At 36.5% G+C, this 17342-nt stretch carries 24 protein-coding genes, 1 pseudogene and 3 riboswitches; of the genes and pseudogenes, 17 read left to right on the top strand and 8 right to left on the bottom strand.

Annotation, left to right across the window (positions count from 1 at the left end; translation table 11 throughout):
* Positions 1-109: 109 nt before the first annotated feature.
* A riboswitch (cobalamin riboswitch) is annotated at positions 110-300 on the bottom strand.
* 67 nt (positions 301-367) lie between these two features.
* A riboswitch (SAM riboswitch) is annotated at positions 368-476 on the bottom strand.
* A 593-nt stretch (positions 477-1069) separates the two neighbouring features.
* The 3 genes from NSQ89_RS07805 to NSQ89_RS07795 all read left to right on the top strand — a co-directional run bounded on the left by NSQ89_RS07805 (position 1070) and on the right by NSQ89_RS07795 (position 3594).
* Complete coding sequence (locus tag NSQ89_RS07805; RefSeq protein ID WP_369988621.1) at positions 1070-2287, top strand: Y-family DNA polymerase; 1218 nt, start codon at positions 1070-1072, stop codon at positions 2285-2287.
* 19 nt (positions 2288-2306) lie between these two features.
* Positions 2307-3047 (top strand): AAA family ATPase, encoded by a 741-nt coding sequence (locus tag NSQ89_RS07800; protein WP_095319989.1) that lies wholly within the window; start codon positions 2307-2309, stop codon positions 3045-3047.
* Positions 3048-3120: 73 nt separating this feature from the next.
* A complete protein-coding gene (locus NSQ89_RS07795; RefSeq protein WP_047940159.1) occupies positions 3121-3594 on the top strand; it encodes a hypothetical protein in 474 nt (157 codons plus the stop codon).
* Between the two features lie 53 nt (positions 3595-3647).
* Here the strand turns inward: NSQ89_RS07795 and NSQ89_RS07790 are convergent, their stop codons facing one another.
* Positions 3648-3992 (bottom strand): hypothetical protein, encoded by a 345-nt coding sequence (locus tag NSQ89_RS07790; protein ID WP_144546242.1) that lies wholly within the window; start codon positions 3990-3992, stop codon positions 3648-3650.
* 214 nt (positions 3993-4206) lie between these two features.
* Positions 4207-4291: riboswitch (cyclic di-GMP riboswitch) on the top strand.
* 70 nt (positions 4292-4361) lie between these two features.
* Between NSQ89_RS07790 and NSQ89_RS07785 the strand changes: the two genes are divergently transcribed.
* Both NSQ89_RS07785 and NSQ89_RS07780 read left to right on the top strand, forming a co-directional pair.
* The gene (locus NSQ89_RS07785) at positions 4362-4550 is read left to right on the top strand and encodes a hypothetical protein (protein ID WP_141231309.1); all 189 of its coding nucleotides are present in this window, start codon (positions 4362-4364) and stop codon (positions 4548-4550) included.
* A 160-nt stretch (positions 4551-4710) separates the two neighbouring features.
* A complete protein-coding gene (locus tag NSQ89_RS07780; protein WP_047940157.1) occupies positions 4711-5178 on the top strand; it encodes a hypothetical protein in 468 nt (155 codons plus the stop codon).
* A gap of 18 nt (positions 5179-5196) precedes the next feature.
* Here NSQ89_RS07780 and NSQ89_RS07775 read toward each other — a convergent pair.
* A pseudogene (locus tag NSQ89_RS07775) lies at positions 5197-5535 on the bottom strand (LLM class flavin-dependent oxidoreductase); the annotation flags it as partial.
* A 42-nt stretch (positions 5536-5577) separates the two neighbouring features.
* On the opposite strand from NSQ89_RS07775, the gene NSQ89_RS07770 reads away from it, so the two are divergent.
* The 4 genes from NSQ89_RS07770 to NSQ89_RS07755 all read left to right on the top strand — a co-directional run bounded on the left by NSQ89_RS07770 (position 5578) and on the right by NSQ89_RS07755 (position 7517).
* Positions 5578-6132 (top strand): GNAT family N-acetyltransferase, encoded by a 555-nt coding sequence (locus NSQ89_RS07770; protein WP_047940155.1) that lies wholly within the window; start codon positions 5578-5580, stop codon positions 6130-6132.
* A 13-nt stretch (positions 6133-6145) separates the two neighbouring features.
* Positions 6146-6388: a DUF2164 domain-containing protein gene (locus NSQ89_RS07765; RefSeq protein ID WP_047940154.1), complete on the top strand. Its 243-nt coding sequence runs from the start codon at positions 6146-6148 to the stop codon at positions 6386-6388.
* Between the two features lie 417 nt (positions 6389-6805).
* Positions 6806-7135 carry a YolD-like family protein gene (locus NSQ89_RS07760; protein ID WP_047940153.1) on the top strand — a complete coding sequence of 110 codons (330 nt, stop codon included), beginning with the start codon at positions 6806-6808 and terminating at the stop codon, positions 7133-7135.
* Between the two features lie 16 nt (positions 7136-7151).
* Positions 7152-7517, top strand: coding sequence for a hypothetical protein (locus tag NSQ89_RS07755; RefSeq protein WP_095321351.1), 366 nt, complete (start codon positions 7152-7154; stop codon positions 7515-7517).
* A 76-nt stretch (positions 7518-7593) separates the two neighbouring features.
* Here NSQ89_RS07755 and NSQ89_RS07750 read toward each other — a convergent pair whose 3' ends face one another.
* Entirely contained in the window at positions 7594-8136 is a 543-nt protein-coding gene (locus NSQ89_RS07750; RefSeq protein ID WP_095321356.1) for an ATP-binding protein, read from the bottom strand.
* Between the two features lie 158 nt (positions 8137-8294).
* Here NSQ89_RS07750 and NSQ89_RS07745 point away from each other — a divergent pair, with 158 nt between their 5' ends.
* From NSQ89_RS07745 to NSQ89_RS07725, 5 genes are all read left to right on the top strand, one after another.
* Entirely contained in the window at positions 8295-9152 is an 858-nt protein-coding gene (locus tag NSQ89_RS07745; protein WP_047940151.1) for a manganese catalase family protein, read from the top strand.
* 142 nt (positions 9153-9294) lie between these two features.
* A complete protein-coding gene (locus NSQ89_RS07740; RefSeq protein WP_047940150.1) occupies positions 9295-9945 on the top strand; it encodes a cupin domain-containing protein in 651 nt (216 codons plus the stop codon).
* A 224-nt stretch (positions 9946-10169) separates the two neighbouring features.
* Positions 10170-10346, top strand: a complete 177-nt coding sequence (locus NSQ89_RS07735) for a hypothetical protein (protein ID WP_162837567.1) — start codon at positions 10170-10172, stop codon at positions 10344-10346.
* 181 nt (positions 10347-10527) lie between these two features.
* On the top strand, positions 10528-11013 hold the full coding sequence (locus NSQ89_RS07730) for a CBO0543 family protein (RefSeq protein WP_341132433.1): 486 nt from the start codon (positions 10528-10530) through the stop codon (positions 11011-11013).
* On the top strand, positions 11006-11473 hold the full coding sequence (locus NSQ89_RS07725) for a CBO0543 family protein (protein WP_047940148.1): 468 nt from the start codon (positions 11006-11008) through the stop codon (positions 11471-11473). Before NSQ89_RS07730 ends, NSQ89_RS07725 begins: the two co-directional genes overlap by 8 nt.
* A 62-nt stretch (positions 11474-11535) precedes the next feature.
* Here the strand turns inward: NSQ89_RS07725 and NSQ89_RS07720 are convergent, their stop codons facing one another.
* The gene (locus NSQ89_RS07720) at positions 11536-12243 is read right to left on the bottom strand and encodes a DNA alkylation repair protein (RefSeq protein WP_047940147.1); all 708 of its coding nucleotides are present in this window, start codon (positions 12241-12243) and stop codon (positions 11536-11538) included.
* Positions 12244-12385: 142 nt separating this feature from the next.
* On the opposite strand from NSQ89_RS07720, the gene NSQ89_RS07715 reads away from it, so the two are divergent.
* The 3 genes from NSQ89_RS07715 to NSQ89_RS07705 all read left to right on the top strand — a co-directional run bounded on the left by NSQ89_RS07715 (position 12386) and on the right by NSQ89_RS07705 (position 14066).
* Entirely contained in the window at positions 12386-12943 is a 558-nt protein-coding gene (locus NSQ89_RS07715; RefSeq protein ID WP_047940146.1) for a GNAT family N-acetyltransferase, read from the top strand.
* Positions 12944-13069: 126 nt separating this feature from the next.
* The gene (locus tag NSQ89_RS07710) at positions 13070-13561 is read left to right on the top strand and encodes a CBO0543 family protein (protein WP_341132432.1); all 492 of its coding nucleotides are present in this window, start codon (positions 13070-13072) and stop codon (positions 13559-13561) included.
* 121 nt (positions 13562-13682) lie between these two features.
* On the top strand, positions 13683-14066 hold the full coding sequence (locus tag NSQ89_RS07705) for a VOC family protein (protein WP_095257481.1): 384 nt from the start codon (positions 13683-13685) through the stop codon (positions 14064-14066).
* 187 nt (positions 14067-14253) lie between these two features.
* Here the strand turns inward: NSQ89_RS07705 and NSQ89_RS07700 are convergent, their stop codons facing one another.
* The 4 genes from NSQ89_RS07700 to NSQ89_RS07685 form a co-directional block, all read right to left on the bottom strand.
* A complete protein-coding gene (locus NSQ89_RS07700; protein ID WP_095319982.1) occupies positions 14254-15108 on the bottom strand; it encodes an AraC family transcriptional regulator in 855 nt (284 codons plus the stop codon).
* A gap of 100 nt (positions 15109-15208) precedes the next feature.
* Positions 15209-15886: a lysozyme inhibitor LprI family protein gene (locus tag NSQ89_RS07695; RefSeq protein ID WP_341132431.1), complete on the bottom strand. Its 678-nt coding sequence runs from the start codon at positions 15884-15886 to the stop codon at positions 15209-15211.
* 506 nt (positions 15887-16392) lie between these two features.
* A complete protein-coding gene (locus tag NSQ89_RS07690) occupies positions 16393-16527 on the bottom strand; it encodes a hypothetical protein (RefSeq protein ID WP_268874878.1) in 135 nt (44 codons plus the stop codon).
* 26 nt (positions 16528-16553) lie between these two features.
* Entirely contained in the window at positions 16554-17330 is a 777-nt protein-coding gene (locus NSQ89_RS07685) for an acetoin reductase (protein WP_047940142.1), read from the bottom strand.
* Positions 17331-17342: the final 12 nt, after the last annotated feature.

Genomic DNA, 17342 nt, shown 5'->3' with positions numbered 1-17342 from the left:
TGGAGTCAGACTCTTATGAGATTTTCTCTCATTTTAGTCCAGCACTAACTAGAGTTGAGATACGCTTTATCCCAACACATGGTCTCCCTCCTCTATATCCACGTAGAGTAGCTTACTTACAAAATAGGCAGGTCTCCTGACTTAGAATCATCACTCTTTCTCCCCTTCCCATCTAAAAAAGACAGTGGATATTGAGAAATTGCTCCTCCTTACAGTGGCGGGACCGTGCCGGATTCTAACCGGTCTTCCCTTTTAAGCTATGAATACTTCATTCACAGCACCTATTTGCGCTATTCAATTGTCCTGTGCAAAAATAAAAAACCTCCCTTTAAAAAAAAGAGAGGTTTCACCTTGTATCCTTATCCCCCTCTTATCTTTCAAAGCATAATAGCTTTGCTGGAATTAGCACCTTTTCTTTAAAAAGAATGGTTGCTGAGGCTTCGACGGGCCAGTCCCTCCACCTCTCTATATAAGAGTTTTTATTCGATTTTGAATTAACAAAATATTAGCACGATAATTTCTTGTTGTCAATTCTTGTTTTATAGACGTTGAAAGTTTTTTTACTTATTTTGGATACGTAAAATTTTTATTCTCTAATATTTCATTTCCTTCTTTTACCTCTTATTTTTCTTGTTCCCTTCCTTGTTTACGAACGTTTGTTCTGATATGATGAAACCATTAAGGAGATGATGAATACGCAATCGAGGCTCGATTAAATGGACATCGCTGCTGCCGGAGCATGTTTCAAAGTATAAAAGAGATTTTAGAGTAACCGGAAAAAATAACAATTCTCATTTTAGAAAAAGATAAAATGCAGAAATGGAGCTACTCTTACTAGAAGGACTCGAAAATAAGCTTTTGCTTCACTACGATATTTTTAACAATGGAACGATTGATCGTTTAAATGGCAAAACCACCTAAAACAAGAGTTTCGTATTCAAGGATAAGAATAATCATATGCACTCTATTCCTTTTCACAGCTTAGTAAACATACAAAATGATTAAAAAAAGGAGCATTACCGTGTTTGATTATGACCAATTGCCCAATAGAGCGATTCTTTGCGTCGATATGAAAAGTTTTTATGCGAGTATTATAGCGGTCACTAAAGGTTTAGACCCTCTAACCTGTCATCTAGTTGTTGTCGGCAATACCGATCAAAAGGGCAGTGTCGTACTTGCGGCATCTCCTGCTATGAAGAAGGATTTTAAGATAAAGACTGGCTCCCGCCTTTTTGAAATACCAGATGATCCAAGAATTCTCGTAAGTAATCCCAAAATGGAACTATTTATTCGGGTGTCAACGGAAATAACGAAATTATTTTTTCGTTATGTCCCTGTTACTGCTGTCCATACCTATTCTGTCGATGAAAGCTTTCTGGATGTCAGTGGAATGGAAAAAAGCTTGGGCACACCTTTCCAAATAGCACAAAAAATAAAAGCCGATATTATGCGTGAGTTTGGGCTGCCTTCAACGATCGGCATCGGCCCAAATATGCTTATGGCAAAGCTTTGTCTCGATTTAGAAGCCAAAAAGGCAGAAGGTGGTATAAGCAGATGGACTTATGAAGACATTCCAGATAAATTATGGCCTATCTCCCCTTTACGCGATATGTGGGGGATTGGGAAGCGAACGGAAAAGACATTAAATAATATGGGAATATTCTCTGTTGGTCAACTTGCACACTATGATTTAGGCTTACTAGAGAAAAAATTGGGAATTATGGGCAATCAACTTTACCATCATGCTTGGGGCATTGATTTATCGGAAATTGGCGCACCTATTATGCAGGGACAAATCAGCTATGGGAAAAGTCAAATTTTATTACGGGATTATAAAGAGATTGATGAAATCAAATCGGTTCTTCTTGAAATGTGCGAAGATGTTGCCAAAAGAGCACGAAGTAATCACCATGCAGGACGCACGGTTACATTAGGCATTTCTTACAGCAAAGATGAATTTGGCGGCGGTTTCCAGCGCTCACGAACAATCGAAAATCCGACTAATGTAACCATGATTATTTATCAAGTTTGTCTTGAATTGTTTCATGAAAATCACCGAGGACAAACCGTTAGACAAATTTCTGTTTCTATTACAAAATTAGAGAATGATGATGAAATGCAATTAGATTTATTTGATACAGGCGGCTGGAAAAAAAGAAAGCTTGGATATGTTGTCGATACTATTCGAAATCGCTATGGATCAACTGCCCTCTTACGTGCTGTTTCCTACACTTCTGGCGGTACAGCCTTGCAGCGCGCACAGCTGCTTGGCGGTCATAAAAAATAAAAAAAATGAGGTGCATCAAATGTTAAAGCAAATTCGCTTAAAAAAAGAAAATATCCCATCAAAAAGTGGCTATCCTTTTACCATCCCTGCTATTAGCCATTTCAGCTCCCTTGATTTTCAAAATAAAGTGACTTTTTTTGTAGGGGAAAATGGTTCTGGAAAGTCGACCTTGCTTGAGGCAATTGCCTATCAATGTCAATTTAACACAGCAGGCGGCGGAAGAAATAACAGTTATGATATTCATGCTTCTCAATCGGATTTAGGAGAATATCTGCAGCTATCTTGGTCTCCGACTAAGCTCACCAATGGATTCTTTCTGCGGGCCGAATCTTTTTATCAATTTGCCACCCATATTGATCAACTAGATGAGTTCGATATTAAAAAAAAATTCGCGAGCTATGGCGGAAAGTCCTTATTGCAGCAATCTCATGGCGAATCCTTCTTATCCCTCTTTCTCCATCGTTTTAGAGGGGAAGCCATTTACTTGCTGGATGAGCCCGAGGCTGCGCTATCCCCGCAGCGGCAATTAAGCTTTCTCCGCATCCTCCATGATTTAGCTGAAACGGAAGAATGCCAATTTATTATTGCCACCCATTCTCCAATTCTATTAGGGTATCCAAGTGCAACAATTCTAAGCTTCGACGGGGACCAAATCGAAGAAATAGCATACGAGGATACAGAACATTATCAGATTACTAAATACTTTTTGCAATATCGGGAGAAAATGTTAAAAGATATATTTACAGAAGAAGAAATGTAAAAAAACATATATAGGATAATCTAATCAAAGTAAGTAAATAGTATAACTATCTAATTACTTCCAGGAGGATGTTATGCTTGGATTATTACTCTCTGTCTTTTTATTTAACTTGATTGCTTATAAAACAAATAAAAAGTTAACAGTAAATCAAATCTTACATATATGGATCTTCACGATTGCATTTCAGCAGCTTTTTGACTTATATATAGATATTGGATACCATGCCTACTGGTACTTTAGTAAAACAGAAGTAGATTGGGAATCCATTATTCATATTTTATTTTTAGTACCGCCAGTAAATATTATTTTCCTAAATCTTTATCCGATAAAAAAGCGAATTCTAAACAAAATTTTGTTTATTTTCCTATGGAATTTTATCATTGTAGGATACGAATGGCTTACTTTACTCCCCTCCCCATGGGGATACTTTCATTATGGCTGGTGGAAACTCTCCTACTCCTTTCTTATTAATCCGTTCTTATTATTTATTTTAATTAAATATTATAAGCTAATAAATAAGCTCGAGAAGAAATCCTTTTTGGCGTAATTATAAAGAAAGCGCGTCCTGGTTGGGTTGCTACTCGGCTTTTTGTTGGGGTTTTATTTGGTTTGGCTGATATATCCTGCAGGTTGGCTGATTTCCTCTCCGCTTTGGCTGATATATCCTGCAGGTTGGCTGATTTCCTCTCCGCTTTGGCTGATATATCCTGCAGGTTGGCTGATTTCCCCTCCGCTTTGGCTGATATCCTGCAGGTTGGCTGATTTCCTCTCCACTTTGGCTGATATACCCTGCAGGTTGGCTGATTTCCTCTCCACTTTGGCTGATATTTCTGCAGGTTGGCTGATTTCCCCTCTACTTTGGCTGATATACCCTGCAGGTTGGCTGATTTCCCCTCCACTTTGGCTGATATATCCTGCAGGTTGGCTGATATAGCGGCAATTCATCCCGTTCCCTGCCGCTTTTGGCGGTATACCAAAAAATCCATCTCTTTTTTCCTGCCACATTCATGAATATAATCGAATATATATCTGAAATTAGTATTGACGCTCGTCTATATTTCCTTATTTGACAATAAATAGGTCTATAAACTCATTTTTTTTACAAAAATATTAAAAAATCATGACTTTATACCTTGAATTAACAGAGGAACATGGTAGAATTAAATTTGGGCAAATTTTACGAAAGTAAAAGACGCAAAGCCACGGGCCTAAAGCAAAAATGCTATGGTAGCCGGGTTGCCAAGATTATCGTATATCTTGTTAATAAATCTTCCTGTCTAATTTGCCTTATAAAATTAGAAAAGAGGAATGTTAATGTTTTACCCAACTGTAGTAACGGATGAAAAGCCTTGTCTTAGACATGTTGTAAAGGACAAAAATTATTGTATGTGTGGATCAAAGTATAAATCATACTCCACCTTTAAAAAATCAGACTTTAAACGAATTGAATTTAAACAGTTAACTGATATCACCTGTCCTTACTGCCAATCCATCATTAATTAATGATGGATTTTTTATTGTCTACTGTTCCTTTCCATTCCCTTTGCCAAATCAGACTTTATTCTCCAAATTCCCCGACTTCTACTGAGAATAAAATTATTAAATAGACGAAAACTAAAAATGATTCATATTTAGGAAAATTTCAAAATGGGGATGGAATCCAATGTCGATTGTTATTTTAAGAATTTGTATGGTTCTGATTAGTTGGGGAAGCTTGTTTTTTCTTCCTAAATCAGCAGTTAAAAAATTTCTTCCGGTTACTTTTTTCTCTGCTTCTATCCTTTTAGTTGAAACGCTCTTATCGCTTATCTTTAAATGGTGGGAGGTAAAAGGCGGATTAAAATCATTGGTCGCAGACGCATTAGGGTTTATATTCGGACCTTTCGCCGCCATTAATATTGGGATATTTCATTTCACATATAAAAGATTCCTTGTGTACACACTAGTAAACTTAATCATGGATCTTATTTTTGCGTTTCCACTAAATTCCTTTTTTCAAAAAGCAGGCTTTTATAAATTAAAAAAATTCACATCCATTCATTTATTCTTAATTGCATATGGCCTCTCTTTTCTTAATTACTGGTTTCAAAAATTTATCATCTCCGATAAAAAGATAAGGACTGCTTCTTAACGAGCAGTCCTTATCTTTTTAGTTATTATTTTCCCATTCGGCAATTTCTTTACGGACAATTGGGGCAACTTCTGTTCCAAGCAATTCGATTGAACGCATCACTTGGTCGTGTGGCATGCTGCCAACAGGAACATGAAGCATAAAACGTGTGATTCCTACATTTTTGCGCAGAGCAATAATTTTATCTGCGACTGTACGCGGATCTCCGACATATAAAGCACCAGTTTCACTACGAGCTGCATCAAAAGTTTCTCGCGTATATGGTTCCCATCCTCTTTCTTTTCCAAGCACATTCATTGCATATTGAGTGGATGGGAAGAATGCATCTGCTGCAAGCAGTGTATCTTCTCCTACAAATCAATGAAAGAATATACATAATCTAACCGCGGAGGGATACATATGTTTGAACATACAATTGACGAAAATTTAGCACTACGAGTGTTCCGTTTAGACGATGCCGAAGAATTTTTTCAATTAACAATGAAAAATAAAGCTTATTTAAAGAAATGGCTCGGCTGGCTTGATTATACGCGAACAGTGGAAGACACAAAAGAAAATATTCGGCAAAGACTTCAAGGAATGCTGGAAACTGGTGGCTATCCAAAATCCACCGCCATTCTCTATAAAGGAAAAATTGCTGGAACCATCGGCTTCAATGAGATTAACCGTACGAGTAAGATTGGCGAAATTGGCTATTGGTTAGGAGAAGAATATCAGGGAAAGGGAATTATGACAAAAGCATGCCAAGCGATCATCCATTATGGCTTCACTGAATTAAAGCTTAATCGTATTCAAATTGCAGCAGCAAGCGAAAACAAAAAAAGCAGAGCACTTCCAGAAAGACTTGGATTTACAGAAGAAGGCATTATCAGACAAGCAGAATGGCTTTATGACCATTATGTTGACCATGTTATCTATGGTTTGCTGCGTGAAGAATGGGAAAACTCAAAATAAAGGACGGGATACCATGTTTTATAAATTAACTAGAGAACAGCAAAATGCGATGATTGCAGACATTCAATACTTCTTTTCTCAAGAGCGAGAAGAAGAAATCTCGGAATTTGCTGCCGAACGGTTGTTAGACTTTGTGAAAGAGTCTCTTGCTCCCCATTTTTATAATGCTGGAGTAAAAGATGCAAGAAAAATCGTGGAAGAAAGAGCCAGCTCTCTTGAAGACGAATTATTGACACTTGAAAGACCTATTAAATAAAAAGGAAAAGGGTTGGCTCACTGCCTTCCCCTTCTTTTCTTTCTTTTTCAAAAACTACCTCCATTGTTAAAGACTACTCCACCGTTTCTTGCATATTCATGAACAAATTGGTTGATAATCCATTTGGAGTATTCCACTCAATCCTTTAACGGGAATGGAAACAAATTGATAGGCAAACATATAATCAGCTCCTCCACGTTTTTTAGCGAATCACCGAAAACCCCCTTCTCTCTTCGATCTCCCTCGCTTTATACGTATTCACCTCATCAGTGGTTTTCTATACGCTACGATTTTTTTCCCTAACTTCACATATATATCATCATTATGCGCATATTATAAAACGAACAAATGTTCTCAAAAAAGTATTGAAAAGAACGTCTGTTCGTTTTATTATAATAATATAAGGAGTGTGTTTGCATGATTAAAGACCGTGGAACAAAAAAATGGGTAGCAATGATGCTGCCAGAACATGTTGCTGCTGTGAAAGAAGAGCTATTAAATGAGAAAAAAATAAAAAAACCAGAATTGGATCAAGAAAAATTAAATGATATCGATTTGCTTATTCACGAGGGAATGGAATACCATTTATTCCTGCAATTTTCATTATTTAAAAATGGATTTATCGAAACACTCATTGGCAGAACTGTTTTTATTGACTACTTAAAAAAAGAACTTCGGATAGAGGACGAAACCAATGTTATTCACTACATTCCATTCCATCTATTAATCGATGTGGAACGCCTATAATTTAAAGGAAATCACCATGAATAGACTATCAAAGGAAGACATAAAAATACTGGAACATCTCATATATTTGCCTCTCTTACTAACTGTTTTAGAAAGAGATTACCAGCAAGCAAAAACAACTCCCTTTAAACTTAATCAAGTCTATCTAAACTTAATCGAACATACGATGAAAAAAGTCCAAGATGATTTAAAAGGCTTCAGAGAAAAAATGTATAGAAAGAAAATAAAACTACTAAAAGGCAATATGGATAAAAACTTTACCGAGTATCATTACTATGTAGCCAACTATCACGAAGTTCACCGATTTGCTAATACAGAATTAAAAGCAAATACAGAAAAGCTATTATCTTACTATTTATTTAAGGAAAATGCCGTTTTTTAAGTTGCCTTAAATAAAATCCTGAGATTAATGGTCATGAACAATGGACTCCATTTATCTCAGGAATCAATTTTTTAGCCTACTTAAATATACTAACAATCAAATCCCTTATAACTGGGATATCTGCTTCCTGCTTTACTCTAAATAAATGATCCGCTTCCCCTTCTGCTGGATCTCCCCCTGTTTGTTTATGCTGACGCTCAAGAACCTCTTCGTAAGTAGCCGCTGTTCTTAAACGTAATTTATCCCGCTTACTTTTAACTATTCTCTCCTTTAGCAGCTCTATCGGCAGATCAAAATGGACAAGAATCGTCGTGAAACCAAGTGTTTTATAATATGGAAGCAGTTCTGCCCGACTTTCACGATCGCGATTGCTATTACTCAAAATAAGATGGCAGTCAGAGTGATGGACGGCATAATCAACAATTGTTTTTGTGAGAGCATGCTTAATAAGATTAGGCCCCTTCTTTGGCAAAAGCTTTTCATAATAGGTCTGCAAAAATTCTGCATGATTATCTTGATCAATGACAATCGCGTTTTCAAGTCTGCTTTTTAACGTTTGCGCAAAAGTGGACTTTCCGCTATGTGTCATGCCCACTGTCATGACGACTAATCTGTTCATGTTTTCCCCTCCATTAGCTAATGCTTCCTTCACTCTAACAAAAATCATCATTTTTTCCTATCAAAAAATTCCCAACTCTCCCTAGTTCAGAATAGATTCAGCTACTTTTGGAATCATAAAAGCGATATGCAGATTATCAAAAAGGAGCTAGATGATGTATGTATTTTTATAAAGAAGATTTAATCAATATGATCGTCCCTGACAAACCAGATCCAAATGCAGCAAAAGTATTGCAGGAGGCATTAGGCGGACAGTTTGGAGAAATGAGAACACTAATGCAGTTCTCTTTTCAAAGCGCTAACTTCCGTGGAAAAGCAAAACAGTATCGTGATCTTATCCGCGGCGTATTCTTGGAAGAGCTTAGCCATGTAGAGCTTGTACAATCCACTATCAATCAGCTTCTAAACGATTCTGGTGGTAGCATGCCAGGAAATATGGCAAGTGATGGAGCTCCTTTAGATGATGTCATTAAAGGCGGGGCAAACCCTCACCATTATATAATCGGTGCAAAAGCTTCTCTTCCTGTCGATGCAGGCGGAAATCCATGGAATGGTTCTTGGGTGTATGATCATGGAAACCTCGTTGCTAATCTTCTCAATAATGTGATGTTAGAATCAACAGGTGTACTTCAAAAATCAAGAATTTATGAAATGAGCGATAATAAGACATTAAGAGAAACGATTGCCTTTTTAATCGTTCGTGATAATGCTCATCAAAATGCTTTTGCCAAAGCATTAGAAACATTAGGAGTAAATTGGGGGAAAATTCTGCCAGTTCCAAACTACGATATTAATAAATATCCTGAATGTCGTAAATATGTAGAAATGGGCTTCCACAATGCCCAATTTAATTTCCGCCTAGACGATACGAGAATCGGTGAGATTTTTCAAGGCACAACCCCTAGCCGAAATAATGGTGATTTAAATGTCGTTCCACCACCGCAAGGCTATCCAGTTCCAGAACTGCCAGATATGCCAAATGAGCATGCATCAGGCCTTATGGATTTAAATAATTAAGCCTGAAAAAATGGGAGAAGCCTATTATGGCATCTTCCATTTTTTCTTCCTCTTTTCTTTCTCTCCTTAACACCATCGTCATTCCATGTGCATATTAAAAAATAGGATCTATTCCTTAAAATTATGTATTGGAGGAAAACACATGTCAAAGTCAGGCTATATTCCTGATAACACGAATATTCATTCATCGAGTGGCACTCCTAATCTTATTTATAACACTCGTGATAATGTATTTTTTGAAAGAAATCCAGAAAACATTGCCTATAAAGTTACGTCTACACAATTACCAGCCATGATTGGCGGAGCCTTTGTCGATTTATTTTTAACAAAAGGACATATGCGGGAGCCGCATTGGCATCCAAACGCTTGGGAATTAGATGTCATTGTATCCGGTGAAGCAATGATTTCGATTGTCGATCCAGATACAAGAAAACTTCATCATTACCATGCAAAGGTCGGGGATGTCGTATTTATTCCAATGGCATGGTGGCATTGGATTCAGCCGACGACAGAGAAATTGCATTTACATCTCTTCTTTAATAATGACCAATTTGAAAGTGCGGAAGGCTCCGATACATTACGCTTAACTCCACCAGAAGTTTTTGAAGCAGCATATGGAGTGGATTCAGAAAAGGTTGCCAATGCTTTTTCTGCGCTGAAGGAATCTGTTGTCATTGGTCCACCAGATTCCCATCGCCTCCAAACTTCCTCCGTCTCCAATCTGGAACAAACAAAAAAAGAAGTTCCAGATAAAATATCTATCCAAATTAATCATAAACAGATTGCTTATTAATTTTTTGCTAAAAAAACTCTGCTCAGGATGAAATGAGCAGAGCTTTTCGCGTTCCTAGCTGGCAAGTTATTGGTTGTCCATCCACTTTATCATATGCAGTCTTGACAATTTGGCTATAGAAAAAACAGCATTTTTTCAATTCTGGGGGAAAGTTTCATAACGAAAGGAAACTTTCTCATCCACGGGAGCGTATATGTATAAACAAGCTATTTGGATTGATACAAATGAACATAGATAAGAAGTATTGGCTATTAATGCCTCCCTTTTTGATACTAGGAATTGTGCTTATTCTCTTTCTTCCACCAGAAAAGAGTTTTATTCCCTTATCTTTGCCGATTGTATTTTGGTGCATTTATTATGTTTGGAAGCATTATGAGCAAGACAGAGAACGTAAGCAATAAATTTGTTTGCTGCTATTCTCCCTTCCCGCACTTCTCTATCTGCCAGTGGACGTTGCTCTCCACCTGCCTCCCTTTGTTAATAGGTAGAATATCTAGAAGTCTTCCTTTATATTTTTCTGGATAATTTCTGTCCCAGCGGCAATACTATGGATAACTATCTATTTGAGCAGGTGAAATTCCCATGAATATGGAAAGATGGATTTTAGTAGGAATTATTGTAATCAGTATCCTTGCCATTTTCTTACTTGTTCCCAAACAGAAAACGAGAGAAGCGTGGGTGATATTTTTATCTCTGCAGATTATCACTTGGCCTGCCGGATTACTTGCTGTGGAATGGAATATGATTGACTACCCTGTTCAACTTTTCTCCTCCGCAAACAAATTTAACCGGTCTAGCTTTACGTTTGAATTCTTTCTTTTCCCAGTGACAGCGATTATGTTTAGTTTATATTTCCCCAAAAAATTAAAAAAAACAGGCAAATTCTTCTATTATTTTCTCTTTGCTGGATTCTTCACTTGTCTTGAAGTAGTGATAGAGCGCTACACCGAACTCGTGGACTATCTTAGTTGGCACGGATCTTATACGCTACTAAGTGTTATGGTCACATTGTATATTAACCATACTTACTATAGTTGGTTTAAGAAGGAACTGAAAAAGAATGAATAAGGAACTAATTATTTTAATTATTTCATGGGTTGTCTGTTTGATTTTACTCATTCGCATTATTCCAAAAGAGAGAAAAAGATATTTTCAAATTGTTTTTTTATTCGCCCATGCAACAGCTTGGATTTTTACACATATACAAGTATCTATGGACTTGGTGAGATTTCCATATAGAGAATTTTCGCATGCAACAAAAATGAGTTTCTCCCTCTACTACATTGTATTGCCAACTTTCGCTGTTCTGTTTCTTCTCTATTATCCGGAAAAGAAACATTGGCTAAAAATTTTCCTCTATTACTTAATCTTTAGCAATGGCATACATCTTTTTATGTTTTTAGTAGAGAAAAATAGCAATCTTATACATGATCTAAACTGGCATTGGTGGCTTGCTGTCAGCATCGACTTTCTCGTTTTATATATGACTAAGAAATTTGCCTTCTGGTTTAGAAAAGGTTTTGCATGATTACAAAGGGCTACAACATAAGGCCAAATTCCCTGTGAGCATGAAGGAATTTGACCTTTTTCTTAACATCTTACATATTTCCTTTTAAATCCTAGCATTCCTCTGTCCAGCTCTTTTTGAATTCTGTCTGATATAATTGAGGTCGTGCTTTTTTTCTTGCCTTTCTTGATTTCCACTGGACCTACTGCTCTAGCCGTTTCTACTGCCATTTCATGTAAGGAAACATAGGAAATGGCTACAGTAGCGATAAAATTATTCATAGATGATTTTACAATATCTGGAGCTTGATGAATCGTATTTTCTACTTGATTCAGCATACTCGCCAGCTTAGTTTCACTAAATTCCTCGTCCTTGCGGTTTCCTAACAGCCAGCAATAACAGCTCCATCCGGCTGACATGCGAAATTCTTCTCCGCTTTCGATCCACTTATCAGCAACATCTTGGGCAAAGTCAGTTTCCGCTAAAGAAACGGCTACTATAAAATCGGAAATCATGTAAAAATAGGCTGCATCAATCCACCGCTCAAAATCTTCCTCTGTCATGCTCTTTGGATCACAAATAACCCCTGCAAAATACATGGCATCATAGTTACCCGTTGCATATAGCTCTTCTGCCAAGGCTTGATCCTTCTTAATCATCCTAGAAAGTGGCTTCATCGCACCTGTTGCAATCCCAAAAACCGGCTCTTGTGCCCCATTGCCCATATAAATCTTTTTCGTTCTCTCTTTCCCTAGTGCTTCTAGTTCCTGCATAACTGTTTCCAAATCCATTGTTTCACTTCCTCTTCTATATGTGATTCTAAATGTATTCTGCCGGACTTCTTCCCTTCTTTATAAGACAAATGAAGGAATTATCTGTTCCTTGTTGAAGTATATACCTATCCATTGTATTTAGAAAAAAGGAGTATTGTCAATGAAGCAGCCATTCCCCATCATAGAAACAGAGCGTTTGCATTTAAGACAGGCAAGAGATGAAGATGCAAAAGATATGTTTATCTACTTATCGAATCAAGAGGTAGTGCAGCATATGGGGCTTGAACCTTACAAGTCAGCAGAAGATGTATTAGAAGAAATAAATTGGTACAAATCAATCTGGGAAAAAGGCACTGGCATACGCTGGTGCATCACATTGAAAAAGGAAAACATCGTTATAGGAAGCTGCGGCTTTCTGAATAGACAGCCAAAGCATTATAAAGCAGAAATTGGCTATGAATTAAGCAGCAGCTATTGGGGACAAGGAATCGCAGGTGAAGCCCTCAACGCTGTTCTCGCCTATGGATTTCAACAGCTTAGCTTGGAAAGAGTCGAAGCCTTAATCGAACCAGCCAATACAGCCTCGCAAAAATTAGTCGAAAAACACGGCTTCTTAAAAGAAGGCCTATTAAGGCACTATGAGTATACACGCGGAAAGTTTGATGATTTATATATGTATTCGATCCTTAAAGGAGATTTTGAAAAAAGCTCTGTGTAAGAAGCAGAGCTTTTCTAATTTCTATCTTGCTTATTCATCCATCCTCATATTCCCATTAAAAAAAGCAGAGGAAATCTTTCTTCTTTGGTTAAACTAAAAGAAAAGCAAAGGAAAGGGCAAACTACTGTGAAGAAACGCAAGCAAGAAAAGCTCCTGTTACGGGTCCTATTTGTAATTGGAATAGGTTCGTTTTTAAATTTACTGCGAAAGCCGCCACTAAAAGATTGGCTCATTATTTTCTTATTGAAAAGTTATATCGCCTCTATTTTAGATAATCTGTTAGTAAAAAAGGGCTATCTAACTTATCCTGTAAAATTTTTAAAGACATTTGATGTCAGTGTGATTTTCAGTTATCTTCTCTTTCCTGTCACTTGTATCTATTATAATCAAGTAACAAGAAATTCAAGTATAGTGGGAATTTTGGTTAAATGCTTATTGTTTAGCCTTCCAATAGCGATTGCCGAACATTGGATCGAAAGAAAAACCAATTTAATTAAATACAAAAAATCCTGGACCTCTTTCTATAGCCTGGGTTCCATCGCAACAACTTTTTTATTTGTTCGATTTATGATAATACTGATTAGAAAAGCAGCTATTAGGCAGCCAGCTAAAAACTGATTGACTTTTTCAGTCCTTTTAACATGAGCAAAAAAAGCTACTAAATCTTTCGAATCTTAAAGGAATATTTTCCCCTTATATAGAATCTTTATCATACATTCTATATAAAGGTGGAAAATAAATGAACTCACTCTCTTCTCCTATTGCTTGTAAAGTAAATAATGTTTTTATTCATGTTGATAATCTTGAAAAGGCAGCTGAATGGTATAGTGAATTACTCGGACTTCCTTTCAATAAAAATAATGTTGAATCGCCTGTATACAATATTCCAGTTACTTCAGAAACGGGGATTACTTTGGACGACCATACTTTCGATCCAGGCTTTAAGTTAAATCCCTCTGAGCATGTTTTGTTTAACTTTTTTGTTCAAGATATTGATGAAGCATATCAGTTTATCAAAAACAAAGGGATTACTATTGTGAAAGAGATAGAACGAATTGGTGATTTTGCTTATTTTAACTTTAAAGACTTAGATGGAAATGTATTAATGATTTGCAATAACTAATACATTTCCATTCATCCATACAGCTTCTTTTTGCTGTAATTCTTTATTCTAGGCTTCTAAGTCCATTATTGTTCGTTTCCTTGTAAGTCTGCACTCACCTGTAAGCTTATACTAACTCTTCTATTAATAAAACTCTTCCTTTTCAATGAAAAACAGCCATTCTTATAAGTGGCTGTTTTTCTAAAAGTTACTTGGATGGTTTAGGAATAATGGGCACCCAGAGTTCATGGCGCGGCTTATGTCCTGGGCCATAATAACATTCTATACATGGTAAATTGGCAAGCTCATATCCAGAGGTAGGAACCCATTCGGAATATAATCGTTTCCAAGCTTCTACGATATTGGGAAAAACAGCCCATGTTGCTGGAGGAATAAAGATGCTTTCCATCCCATTCTTTGCTTCTCCCTCATATCGGACACCCGTAAAATAATTGAATTCCTCATCCATTATGGCGGCTTCTTTTCCACATATACCTAAAATCCCTTCCAATGAGCACTTTGGATTTTCCCATGACAGGTCAATCAATTCCTGCATAAATCCATCTTTTTTCGCTTTGCTCCAGATGGTCGGGATCGTTTTAAAGGCTCTACTTGTTTGAACCGAATTGCTTTTCCCAACAATCCTTACTTCAAAGTCTATATTTTCGATTCGATATTCCATTTCTGTGTCTCCTTTCATAGTGATTTGAAAGGAGATTTTTGGAAAGGCCTTTAGCTGTGTTCCTTGATAACGGCATTCTGAGGGCTTTATTCCATGTAGTTTTTTAAAAGCACGAGAAAAAGAATCAGCTGATTCATAACCATATAATTGAGCAATTTCAATAATCCGCCTATCGCTTTTTTGTAATTCAAAAGCAGCAAGCGTTAAACGTCTTCGTCTTATATATTCAGATAGAGTAAATCCTGATATAGATGCAAACATTCTCGAAAAATGAAACTCAGAACAGTACGCAATTTTGGCTAATTCTTTGTAGTCTATCTCTCCTTCTAGATTTGCTTCTATGTAGTCTAGTACATGATTCATTCTATCCAGCCAGTCCATAGAATCCCTCCTTTCACTTCCTATCTTATAAAAATTAGAGACATTTCGTCCGACATATTCTGCCTATAAATGTCGTATCCAGATGGAATGATAAAGACCGCTAATCTGCCATATACTCATTCACTAATTCATAGCATCTCTTCTTAGTGGATTCGTATAAAGAAATATAATTAGCAACATTTTCAAACGTACCGCCACTATATTTTGATCTCTCTTCCTTTGCTGCCGCTTCCTTTTGTTCAATCCACTTCACTTGATCTGTTTTCAAATTATTCATTACTTCTGGTGATAACTCTGCCTTTAAAATGCTATAAATCTCGTTCAGAGCCTCATCATACTTCTCATAGGATACGCCATAGTAGTTAATCATCGCGTTTGTTACCCCTTTATCTGAATCTTTCTTATCAGGCATAGCATCTACTTCTTTTTGGATGTTATCTAACTTTGCGATAAACTCTGCTTTTCTTCCTTCTACTTTATCAACTGCTTGCGATTTCTCTTCGCTCGCCGGTTTGTCCATCTTGCTATTCTTACTATTTACAGCAGTTTCTGTCCTATCTGCAGATGCTTCATTAGACGGAGAAGAAACGTCTGTGTTTTCTGCTTTCTGATCAGTTTCTGACTGCTTATTATTAGTGTTATTCGATGAATCACTTTCTGACTGCTTATTATTAGTGTTGTTCGATGAATCACTTTCAGATGTGTTGCTACATGCAGACATACCTGCTAATAAAAGAACAAGCAAGGTTGCTGCAAAAAATATACTGCTTTTTTTCATTTTGTAAAACTCCAATCTCTTTATGTCTTGTTCGAAAAATTTAACCTTCCATATCTATTTTAACATAGATTCCCAAATTTCTTCCTTTTTCGCTAATAAATAACTGTGTAAATGATAGAAAAGGATTTTTATCCAATTCTTAGATATAATTTGGGAGCTTTAGTTCATAAAACAATGTTTTACTATGACAGTGGCTTGGGATACTGAAGAAAAAAGCTTATTCTTAGATTTAATTCACTTCTTCTCCTGATAAAGGTACTGAAAACTCATATTAAATAAAGTGACTGTTGATTGAATCTTTCTAGTAATAAGAAAATACGGATACAAAAAAATAATTGGTGGATTGGCTTTTTTTGAGCTAAATTCTTTTTCTCCTAATCTATTTTGTATTTGTAATAGAAAGCGAGATAAAATGAAGATTTTATTTGGGGATAAAGGAACGGTTTTTGGCTCTATTAGCGTTATCTAGAAAGGCGCCAATAGACTATTTCCTGTTTTGCTGATATTTAGAATGTAGACAACCGTTTGAAAGTTGGTTTGAAAAGAATGGTATCAATAATAACAAGCGTAGAAACAACAAAGAATAAGTAGAAAGCAGCTAAAAAATGAATTTGAAAGCTGCAGTCTGCATTTACAGACACAGCAGCCTCCAATAAACTTTAGAAAATTAACGATAAACTAAGCCACCATCTGTTAAGATTGCTTGTCCTGTAATATAATCGGCATCATCAGAAGCTAAAAATGATACTAAGTTCGCTACATCTCTTGGTGTTTGATAACGCTGTAACGCAATATCTGCACTATACTGAGCAAATGCTTCACCTGGTTGTAAAGCACCATTACTATAACGTACCATTTCTTCATCAATTCGATCCCACATTTTTGTTTTCGCAATCCCTGGACAATAAGCATTAACAGTAATTTGATATTTGGCAAGCTCTTTCGCAGCAGAATGTGTAAATGAACGTACTGCATGTTTTGTAGCAGAATAAGTACCTAACATTTCAAAAGATTCATGACCTGCTATACTGCAAGCGTTTATGACTTTACCTTTTGAGCCTTGCGCTATAAATTGTTTAGCAGCAGCTTGTGTACCAAAAACTACACCATTTACATTGATGTTAAATAGGCGGTTTAATTCATTTTCTTCAATTTCCAAGAAAGGTTTAACTGCATCAACACCTGCATTGTTAACAAATACATCTAAACGTCCAAATGCGTCTACTGCTTTTTGGACAAGATTAAACTGATCTTCTCGCTTTGAAACATCTCCCACAACACCAATTACATCAGCATTTTGAGATTTCATTTCTTCTAGAGTGGCATTCAATAACTCTTGATTGATATCATGTATTACTACTTTGAAACCATCTTTAAGTAAACGTTCTGCAATACCACGACCTAAACCACCGGCTGAACCTGTAATAACTGCAACTTTACTCATTGAATAAACACC

Origin of the sequence: Niallia sp. FSL R7-0648 (assembly GCF_038007005.1) — a bacterium.
GTDB classification, from domain to species: domain Bacteria; phylum Bacillota; class Bacilli; order Bacillales; family Cytobacillaceae; genus Niallia; species Niallia circulans.
The sequence above is the reverse complement of the archived record's forward strand: the minus strand, read 5'-3'. Positions and strand labels throughout refer to the sequence as shown.

Excerpts from the sequence above, each read along its gene's own strand:
- NSQ89_RS07745 (WP_047940151.1), top strand. The coding sequence starts at position 8,295 with ATGTATTTTTATAAAGAAGATTTAATCAATATGATCGTCCCTGACAAA.
- NSQ89_RS07725 (WP_047940148.1), top strand. The coding sequence starts at position 11,006 with ATGAATAAGGAACTAATTATTTTAATTATTTCATGGGTTGTCTGTTTG.
- NSQ89_RS07750 (WP_095321356.1), bottom strand. The coding sequence starts at position 8,136 with ATGAACAGATTAGTCGTCATGACAGTGGGCATGACACATAGCGGAAAG.
- NSQ89_RS07805 (WP_369988621.1), top strand. The coding sequence starts at position 1,070 with ATGAAAAGTTTTTATGCGAGTATTATAGCGGTCACTAAAGGTTTAGAC.
- NSQ89_RS07800 (WP_095319989.1), top strand. The coding sequence starts at position 2,307 with ATGTTAAAGCAAATTCGCTTAAAAAAAGAAAATATCCCATCAAAAAGT.
- NSQ89_RS07780 (WP_047940157.1), top strand. The coding sequence starts at position 4,711 with ATGTCGATTGTTATTTTAAGAATTTGTATGGTTCTGATTAGTTGGGGA.
- NSQ89_RS07790 (WP_144546242.1), bottom strand. The coding sequence starts at position 3,992 with ATGAATTGCCGCTATATCAGCCAACCTGCAGGATATATCAGCCAAAGT.
- NSQ89_RS07740 (WP_047940150.1), top strand. The coding sequence starts at position 9,295 with ATGTCAAAGTCAGGCTATATTCCTGATAACACGAATATTCATTCATCG.
- NSQ89_RS07685 (WP_047940142.1), bottom strand. The coding sequence starts at position 17,330 with ATGAGTAAAGTTGCAGTTATTACAGGTTCAGCCGGTGGTTTAGGTCGT.
- NSQ89_RS07760 (WP_047940153.1), top strand. The coding sequence starts at position 6,806 with ATGATTAAAGACCGTGGAACAAAAAAATGGGTAGCAATGATGCTGCCA.
- NSQ89_RS07755 (WP_095321351.1), top strand. The coding sequence starts at position 7,152 with ATGAATAGACTATCAAAGGAAGACATAAAAATACTGGAACATCTCATA.
- NSQ89_RS07770 (WP_047940155.1), top strand. The coding sequence starts at position 5,578 with ATGTTTGAACATACAATTGACGAAAATTTAGCACTACGAGTGTTCCGT.
- NSQ89_RS07705 (WP_095257481.1), top strand. The coding sequence starts at position 13,683 with ATGAACTCACTCTCTTCTCCTATTGCTTGTAAAGTAAATAATGTTTTT.
- NSQ89_RS07720 (WP_047940147.1), bottom strand. The coding sequence starts at position 12,243 with ATGGATTTGGAAACAGTTATGCAGGAACTAGAAGCACTAGGGAAAGAG.
- NSQ89_RS07735 (WP_162837567.1), top strand. The coding sequence starts at position 10,170 with ATGAACATAGATAAGAAGTATTGGCTATTAATGCCTCCCTTTTTGATA.
- NSQ89_RS07765 (WP_047940154.1), top strand. The coding sequence starts at position 6,146 with ATGTTTTATAAATTAACTAGAGAACAGCAAAATGCGATGATTGCAGAC.
- NSQ89_RS07715 (WP_047940146.1), top strand. The coding sequence starts at position 12,386 with ATGAAGCAGCCATTCCCCATCATAGAAACAGAGCGTTTGCATTTAAGA.
- NSQ89_RS07730 (WP_341132433.1), top strand. The coding sequence starts at position 10,528 with ATGAATATGGAAAGATGGATTTTAGTAGGAATTATTGTAATCAGTATC.
- NSQ89_RS07700 (WP_095319982.1), bottom strand. The coding sequence starts at position 15,108 with ATGGACTGGCTGGATAGAATGAATCATGTACTAGACTACATAGAAGCA.
- NSQ89_RS07795 (WP_047940159.1), top strand. The coding sequence starts at position 3,121 with ATGCTTGGATTATTACTCTCTGTCTTTTTATTTAACTTGATTGCTTAT.
- NSQ89_RS07785 (WP_141231309.1), top strand. The coding sequence starts at position 4,362 with ATGTTTTACCCAACTGTAGTAACGGATGAAAAGCCTTGTCTTAGACAT.
- NSQ89_RS07695 (WP_341132431.1), bottom strand. The coding sequence starts at position 15,886 with ATGAAAAAAAGCAGTATATTTTTTGCAGCAACCTTGCTTGTTCTTTTA.